The organism is Limimaricola litoreus, from assembly GCF_024159025.1.
In the GTDB taxonomy this organism is placed as follows: Bacteria; Pseudomonadota; Alphaproteobacteria; order Rhodobacterales; family Rhodobacteraceae; genus Limimaricola; species Limimaricola litoreus.
On the sequence record NZ_JAMYXC010000241.1, the window covers coordinates 1 to 6,910 of the forward strand.

The following is a 6,910-nucleotide window of genomic DNA, read 5'->3' on the forward strand; positions in this document are numbered from 1 at the left end:
CAGTCGCGCGGCACCTGACCGCCGCGCCCATCGCCCAGCGTCACGCGCCGCATGGCCAGTCCGGCCAGCGGATCGCGCCCGGCGATGGTATAGCCCCGTTCGATCTGCATGGCGTGTTCCCGTTTCGTCGCGCCGGGGGTCAGCCCCCCGGTCGCGCGACCCTGAGCAGCCCCGCGCGCAGGGTCAACGCGCGGCACGGGGGCCTGCGACGAATCCCGCAGCCCCCCGCGAGGGGACGGATTCCGCCCACCGCAGTTCGCGGTTTCCCCACAGGGTTTTCCACAGGGCCGGCGGGGCGCGGCGGCGGCGCGGCGGCTCTTTTGCAAAAGGGGATCGGCGCGGGATCGCGGGCCGAGCGTCGCACGCCCGGGCCCCGCATCGGCTTTGTCCACAGGAGGTGCACAGGTCCGGTTCGACTTGTCCACGAAGGGGCGTGTCGGCAGGGCAACAGCCGTCCTGCGGGGCGAAATGGGTCATGTCCGGGGCTTTCGAACGCGCCACCGCGGCCCGAGCGAATCCCCCCCCGGTCCTGCCGCGCGCTTCATCGGCAACGGCACGGCCGGACATGCACAGGAGATTCGCCGCGAATTGCGTGCGATCCGCCCGGGGGCGGTCGTGATGCCATGAAACCGGAGGATTGGTCGGGGCGGCAGGATTCGAACCTGCGACCCTCTGTTCCCAAAACAGATGCGCTACCAGGCTGCGCTACGCCCCGAACCGCCGCCCTTCTAGGCCGAGCCGCGGCCGGGTGCAAGCACCCGTCTCAGTCGCAGGGATCGGCGGCCGGCACATCCGCCGAGCCGATCGCGGGATGGCGCAGCGTGTCGCCTTCCGAGATGCCCAGACGGTCAGCCATGCCGCCGTTGATCTCCAGCACGTACTGGATGTCGTCGCCGCCGGGGATCGGCGTTTCGTCGAGCGGGCGGGCACGGGGGTGCACGCGGCCGATCGTGCCGTCGGCGCGGGCAAAGATGATGTCGAGCGGGATCAGCGTGTTGCGCATCCAGAAGGACACGGGGCCCGGCGCGTCATAGACGAAAAGCATCCCCGCCATGCGCGGCATCTCCTCGCGGTGCATCAGCCCGCGCGCCCGCTCGGCGGCGTCGTCGGCCAGCTCGACCGAAAAACCCGCCTGCCCCCAGTCGCCCGTCACGGTCACCCGGTCGGGCGCGCATTCGGCGGCCAGCGCGCCGAGCGGCAGCGCCGCCAGAAGCGCCGCCAGCAGCGCGGCCCTCACTGGCTGTCTTCCGGATCGGGTTCGCCCTCTTTTACGGGCGCATTGCGCAGCGCGGCGTCCCAGGGCAGGATCTCGGTCGCCATGCGGCCCCGGCGGCCCTGGATCACCCGCAAGGCCACCGCCTCGCCGGGTTCGAGATCCGACAGGCCGGAGCTGCGCAGCACCTCGACATGCACGAAGATGTCGTCCGGCGCGCCGAACTGGTTGGCAAAGCCGAATCCCTTGGCCTTGTCGAACCACTTGATCCGCGCAGGCTCGAGCGGGCGGCTGGCGAGGTAATCGGGGTCGAACTCGGCGAAATCGGCCAGCGGCACCGAGGAAGCGGTCGGCGGCGGATCGAGCGACAGGATCGCGACGGCCTGCGTGCCGCGTTCGGTGCGCAGCGCCTGGATCCGGATGCGGGCGCCATCGGCGACCGAGTTCTGCCCGTAATTGCGCAGCACGTTCGCATGCAGCAGAATATCCGCGCCGCCTTCGTCGGGCACGATGAATCCGAACCCCTTCGCCGGATCAAACCATTTCACATGACCCGCGAGCTCGAAGCGGTCTTCGGCCTGCTTGTCCAGCATCTCGTTCATTTCCGCCTCCAGCGGCCGACGGTCGACCCGTTCATTTTTTGGGTCCTGTGCACCACAGTCGCATTGCCGCGACAAGCCCTCAATTTCACGATGCGTGAAATCACGGTCCCAACCGTAACACATCGAACGGCCCGGTCGGGCCGCGTCGCGCCCATTTGTAGCGATCGTGAAGCCTGTGCGCCCCATCCGCCCAGAATTCCATTTCGAGCGGTCGTATCCGATACCCCCCCCAGAAGGGCGGGCGCGGCGGATCTTCGCCAAGTTCGGCCGAAAGCCGCGCCACCTCAACCTCGAGCTCTGCGCGCGAGGCGATGGGACGGCTTTGCGGCGAGGCCCAGGCCCCGATCCGGCTCTCGAGCGCGCGGGAGCGGTAATAGGCGTCGGCCTGCGGGCCGTCCTCGCGCTCCACCCGGCCCCGGACCCGGATCTGCCGGCGCAGGGATTTCCAGTGAAACACCAGCGCCGCCTGGCCCGTGGCCTCGATCTGCCGGGCCTTGGCGCTTTCGTAATTGGTGAAGAAAACGAAGCCGTTGTCCTCGATCTGCTTGATCAGGACCACCCGCACATCCGGCAGGCCGGTCTCGTCCACCGTGGACAGCGCGGCCGCGTTGGCATCCGACGGCTCCGACCCCTCGGCCTCGGCCAGCCAGCGCCGCGCGATCGCGAATGGATCCTCGCCCGCGAAGATGCCCCGGTCCTCGTCCATCATACCAACTCGCTCACTCGTACCCGTCCAGTGTAGCCCGAATTACATGTTCCACGCCACATGATCCTCCGAGGCAACACTGACCTCACGTCCACCCCGGCCTTGATGCCATTCTCCCTATCGCCTACACCGGATCGAAACGGCGCCGGATCGGCAAGAGGATTATTCATGACATCGCAGTTGATGGCGGGAAAACGCGGACTCATCATGGGGCTCGCCAATGACAAGTCGATTGCCTGGGGCATCGCCAGGGCCTGTGCCGGCGCCGGGGCCGAACTCGCATTCTCCTACCAGGGCGAGGCCCTGAAGAAGCGCGTCGGCCCGCTGGCGGCCGAAGTCGGCTCGGATATCGTGCTGCCTTGCGATGTTGGCGACGAGGAAAGCATCGATGCGCTCTTCACCGAATTGCAGAAACAATGGGGCAAGCTCGACTTCATCGTTCACGCGATCGGCTTTTCCGACAAGTCCGAGCTGCGCGGCCGCTATGTCGAGACCTCCAAGAAGAACTTCCTGATGTCGATGGACATTTCGGTGTGGTCCTTCACCTCGGTGGTCAAGCGCGCGGCGCCGATGATGACCGAAGGCGGCTCCTGCCTGACGCTGACCTATTACGGCGCCGAGAAGGTCATGCCGCATTACAACGTCATGGGCGTGGCCAAGGCGGCGCTGGAGGCCAGCGTGCGCTATCTCGCCGAGGATCTGGGCCGCGACGCGATCCGCGTCAATGCGATCTCGGCCGGCACGATCAAGACGCTCGCCGCCTCGGGCATCGGCGATTTTCGTTACATCATGAAGTGGAACGAGTATAATTCGCCCCTGCGCCGCACGGTCACGCAAGAGGAGGTCGGAAATTCCGCGCTCTACCTCTTGTCGGATCTGGGCGCGGCCGTTACCGGCGAGGTCCACCACGTCGACGCGGGCTATCACGTGATCGGCATGAAGAACCCCGACGCGCCCGACATCACGAAAGGCTGAAGAGCGATGACCGACCGTTTGCCGCATGAAAAGGGCTTCCACGTCAGCTGGGATCAGCTGCACCGCGACAGCCGCGCCCTCGCCTGGCGCCTCGACGGGCGTGGCCCCGGCGAGGACGGCGCCTGGAAAGCCGTGGTCGCGATCACCCGCGGCGGCATGGCGCCCGCGATGATCGCCGCGCGCGAGCTCGGCATCCGCACGGTCGACACGATCTCGGTCAAGTCCTACGAGCATCAGAACCAGTCGGGCGCCAAGGTGCTCAAGGCCCCCGACGCCGAGATGATGGGCGACGGCACCGGCATTCTCGTGGTCGACGATCTGGTCGATACGGGCCGGACGCTGGAGCTGGTGCGCGAGCTTTATCCCAACGCGCATTTCGCCACCGTCTATGCCAAGCCGATGGGCAACAAACAGGTCGACACCTATGTCACCGAGGTGAGCCAGGACACGTGGATCTTCTTTCCGTGGGACATGGCGCTGCAATATGTCGAGCCCTACCGCGGCAAGGACTGAGCCGCCCCGTCCCTCTCGCAAGGCCCCGCCCCACCGGCGGGGCCTTTCGCGTTTCAGGGGACCCGAGGGCGATTGCGCCCGCCCCGCGCGCTGGCTAGCGTCGCCGCGACACCCAAGGGAGGCCCCATGAGCGACACGCGCACCGCATCGACCTTTCCGCCGCCGGTGATGGAGGCCCGCCGCTGGATCGAGGGGGTGGAGTTTCCGCCCCACCGCCCGCTCCTGAACGTCAGCCAGGCCGCTCCCGTCGATCCGCCGCCAGAGCCGCTGCGCCGCGCCATGGCCGAGATCGTGATGCAGGACGCCAGCGCCCATCTCTACGGCCCGGTGCTCGGCCTGCCCGAGCTGCGCGCCGAGATCGCGGCGACATGGAGCCGCGACTACCGCGGAGAGGTCGCCCCCGAACAGGTCGCGGTCACCTCAGGCTGCAACCAGGCCTATTGCGCGGCCATCGCGGCGCTGTGCGGCGAGGGCGCGGAGGTGATCCTGCCCGCCCCGTGGTACTTCAACCACCGCATGTGGAACGACATGGCCGGCGTGCGCACCGTGCCGCTCGACACCGGTCCGGCCCTTTTGCCCGACCCCGAAGAGGCGGCGGCGCTGATCACCCCCGCCACCCGCGCCATCGTGCTGGTCAGCCCCAACAACCCCGGCGGCGTCGAATACCCCGCAGCACTCCTCGCGGCCTTCCGCGACCTGTGCCGCACCCATGGGCTGGCGCTGATCCTCGACGAGACCTACCGCGATTTCGACAGCCGCGAGGGTGCGGCCCACGATCTCTTCGCCGATCCCAACTGGGCCGATGTGCTGGTGCAGCTCTATTCCTTTTCCAAGGCCTACCGCCTGACCGGCCACCGCGTCGGCGCGGTTACCGCAAGTGTCGCGCGCATCGCGCAGATGGAGCGGTTCCTCGACACGGTGACGATCTGCCCCACCAGCCTCGGCCAGAAGGCGGCGCTGTGGGGGATGCAGAACCTGGGCGACTGGCTCACAGGCGAGCGGACCGAGATCATCGCGCGGCGCCGTGCCATGGAGGCGAGCTTCGCGCGGCTCGAGGGCCAGGGCTGGCAGCTGATGGGTTGCGGCGCCTATTTCGGCTGGATCGAGCATCCCTTCGCGGAGACCTCGGACGCGCTGGCGCAGCGGCTGGTGCACGAGGCGGGCGTGCTCTTGCTGCCCGGCACGATGTTCACGCCCGAGGGCTCCGAGGCGGGCCGCCGCCAGCTGCGCATCGCCTTCGCCAATGTCGACGCGGGGGGCATCGCTGAGTTGGAAACCCGTCTCGCGGGGCTGTCCGCGCGCTGAGCGCGCCCCATCCGCTTGCACGGCCCCGCCCGCTTGCCTATTCAACGGCACACGCCGCTGGGGCGCGACAGGGAGACCGCAATGGCATCGAGCAAGGGCAACCGCGTATTCGTCTGGATCATCCTGATCCTGCTCTTCGTGGGCCTGATCGGCTTCGGGGCGACCGGCCTCACCGGCAACGCGACCCGGCTGGGTACGGTGGGCGACAAGGAGCTCGAGATCCAGAGCTACGCCAACGCGCTGCAAAGCCGCATCCGCGCGCTCGAAAGCCAGACCGGCTCGGCGGTCAGCATGGCGCAGGCGCAGCAGCTCGGCCTCGACCGCGCGGTGCTGGGCCAGCTCGTCACCGAGCGGGTGCTCGATGCCGAAGCGGACCAGCTCGGCCTGTCGGTCGGCGACGCAGCGGTGAGCGAGCAGGTGCTTGCCATTCCCGCCTTTCAGGGGCTGAACGGCAGCTTCGACCGCGCTGCCTATCGCGACGCGCTGTCGCGCAACGGGCTCAGCATGGCGGAGTTCGAGGAAAGCCTGCGCGAGGGCGAGGCCCGCGCGCTGCTGCAAGGGGCGGTGGTCAGCGGCGTGACCGCCTCCGACACCCATGTCGACGCGATGATCGATTTCGTCATGTCGCGCCGCGACATCACCTGGGCACCGGTCACCCTCGCCGCCGCCCCCGCCGCCCTGCCCGAGGACGGCCGCCCGCGGGTGATCCTGCCCGAGATCCTGCTCGACGCCGAGACCCCGGCGCCGACCGAGGCCGAGATCGCCGCGCGCTACGAGGCCGCGCCCGAGGCCTATACCGCCCCCGAGATCCGCGAGATCAGCTATGCCTGGCTGCGCCCCGAGATGGTGGCCGAGGAGATCGAAATCTCCGAGGACGAGGTGCGCGAACTCTACGAGCAGCGCCTGTCCGAATACGTGCAGGAGGAGCGCCGCCTCGTCGAGCGCCTCGTCTATCCGAGCGACGAGGCCGCGGCGCAAGCGCTGGCCCGGCTCGAGGCAGGCGAGGCCCAATTTGAGGATCTGGTCGAGGCACGCGGGCTGACGCTCGAGGCAGTCGATCTGGGCGACGTGGCCGAGGGCGATCTCGACGATGCCGCGGAGCCGGTCTTTGCCGCTACGGCGGGCGATGTGGTCGGCCCGGTCGAGACCGGCCTCGGCCCGGCGCTGTTTCGCGTCAACGCGGTGCTTGCCGCCGAGGAGGTGAGCTTCGAGGAGGCTGCCCCCGATTTGCGCGACGAGCTGGCCCGCGCCCGCGCCCGCCGCGAGATCGAGCGCCGCTCCGAGGAGATCACCGACCTGATCGCCGGTGGCGCCGCGCTGGAGGATCTGGCCGAGCGGGTCGGCATGGAGCTGGGCTCGGTCGACTGGAGCGAGGGCACGGCCGGCGGCATCGCCGATTACGCCCCCTTCCGCGAGGCGGCGGCCCGCGCGCAGGAGGGCGACTTCCCCGAGCTTCTGAGCTTCGAGGATGGCGGCGTCTTCGCCGTCCGGCTCGACGGCATCACCCCGCCCGCGCTGCGCCCGCTCGACGAGGTGCGCGATGAGGTGATCGCCGACGTGATGGCCGAGACCCGCGCGCGGATGCGCGCCGAAAAG

At 68.9% G+C, this 6,910-nt stretch carries 7 protein-coding genes and 1 tRNA gene; 4 read left to right on the plus strand and 4 right to left on the minus strand.

Features of this window, described 5'->3' with window-relative positions; all coding sequences use genetic code 11:
• Positions 1-638: 638 nt before the first annotated feature.
• The 4 genes from NHG85_RS15525 to pdxH all read right to left on the minus strand — a co-directional run bounded on the left by NHG85_RS15525 (position 639) and on the right by pdxH (position 2,521).
• Positions 639-715 (minus strand) — tRNA-Pro (locus tag NHG85_RS15525).
• A 48-nt stretch (positions 716-763) separates the two neighbouring features.
• Positions 764-1,237, minus strand: coding sequence for a DUF192 domain-containing protein (locus NHG85_RS15530; RefSeq protein ID WP_253333964.1), 474 nt, complete (start codon positions 1,235-1,237; stop codon positions 764-766).
• Positions 1,234-1,815: a cold-shock protein gene (locus NHG85_RS15535; RefSeq protein WP_253333966.1), complete on the minus strand. Its 582-nt coding sequence runs from the start codon at positions 1,813-1,815 to the stop codon at positions 1,234-1,236. Before NHG85_RS15535 ends, NHG85_RS15530 begins: the two co-directional genes overlap by 4 nt.
• A gap of 100 nt (positions 1,816-1,915) precedes the next feature.
• Positions 1,916-2,521: a pyridoxamine 5'-phosphate oxidase gene (pdxH, locus tag NHG85_RS15540; RefSeq protein WP_253333968.1), complete on the minus strand. Its 606-nt coding sequence runs from the start codon at positions 2,519-2,521 to the stop codon at positions 1,916-1,918.
• Positions 2,522-2,689: 168 nt separating this feature from the next.
• Here pdxH and fabI point away from each other — a divergent pair, with 168 nt between their 5' ends.
• The 4 genes from fabI to NHG85_RS15560 form a co-directional block, all read left to right on the plus strand.
• Positions 2,690-3,496, plus strand: coding sequence for an enoyl-ACP reductase FabI (fabI, locus tag NHG85_RS15545; protein WP_253333970.1), 807 nt, complete (start codon positions 2,690-2,692; stop codon positions 3,494-3,496).
• Between the two features lie 6 nt (positions 3,497-3,502).
• Positions 3,503-4,009, plus strand: coding sequence for a xanthine phosphoribosyltransferase (gene gpt / locus NHG85_RS15550; protein ID WP_253333971.1), 507 nt, complete (start codon positions 3,503-3,505; stop codon positions 4,007-4,009).
• A gap of 126 nt (positions 4,010-4,135) precedes the next feature.
• Complete coding sequence (locus tag NHG85_RS15555) at positions 4,136-5,314, plus strand: aminotransferase (protein WP_253333973.1); 1,179 nt, start codon at positions 4,136-4,138, stop codon at positions 5,312-5,314.
• A gap of 81 nt (positions 5,315-5,395) precedes the next feature.
• The coding region (locus NHG85_RS15560; protein ID WP_253333975.1) for a SurA N-terminal domain-containing protein at positions 5,396-6,910 on the plus strand (1,515 nt) is incomplete at its 3' end.

What these genes read in the sequence shown, in the direction of transcription:
- NHG85_RS15535 (WP_253333966.1), bottom strand. Translation starts at nt 1,815, where the DNA reads ATGAACGAGATGCTGGACAAGCAGGCCGAAGACCGCTTCGAGCTCGCG.
- NHG85_RS15555 (WP_253333973.1), top strand. Translation starts at nt 4,136, where the DNA reads ATGAGCGACACGCGCACCGCATCGACCTTTCCGCCGCCGGTGATGGAG.
- fabI (WP_253333970.1), top strand. Translation starts at nt 2,690, where the DNA reads ATGACATCGCAGTTGATGGCGGGAAAACGCGGACTCATCATGGGGCTC.
- pdxH (WP_253333968.1), bottom strand. Translation starts at nt 2,521, where the DNA reads ATGGACGAGGACCGGGGCATCTTCGCGGGCGAGGATCCATTCGCGATC.
- gpt (WP_253333971.1), top strand. Translation starts at nt 3,503, where the DNA reads ATGACCGACCGTTTGCCGCATGAAAAGGGCTTCCACGTCAGCTGGGAT.